General features: G+C 59.9%; 1 protein-coding gene. It reads right to left on the bottom strand.

Going from position 1 to position 399, the window contains the following annotated elements; translation table 11 throughout:
• Positions 1-399: FUSC family protein (locus AC1DK3_RS21180; protein WP_477194227.1), on the bottom strand; the 399-nt coding region annotated here is incomplete at both ends.

The following is a 399-nucleotide window of genomic DNA, read 5'->3' as shown; positions in this document are numbered from 1 at the left end:
CCACTACACCAAGCGTAATGCCGATCAGCAGCGCCATATAAGGCTGCTTACCCAGCGCCAGATAGCCGCTGACAAACATCACTACCGCGCACCAGGCGAGCATCCACGGCAGCGAAAGCAGCTCCAGTTTCAACGCCACCAGCCCGGAGAGTGAACCGGCGATGGTACCGCCAATGCGCTGAATCGCGCGCGGGAACACATTTCCCCACGAGGAAACCGGCCCCATCACCACCACCAGCGTGATCAGCGGCCAGGTGCCCTCCGGAATATCGGTCAGGCGCACCAGCAGAAAAGAGAGAATGAAGGCGATGGCGATGCGCACCCCGTGAACGATGCGGTAATGTCGGTAAAGGCGGAATTCAAAGGCCGATATCGGCTTATCGGGACGCAAGGCAGGCT

Source organism: Hyphomicrobium sp. 01T421 (assembly GCF_056398805.1).
The sequence above is the reverse complement of the archived record's forward strand: the minus strand, read 5'-3'. Positions and strand labels throughout refer to the sequence as shown.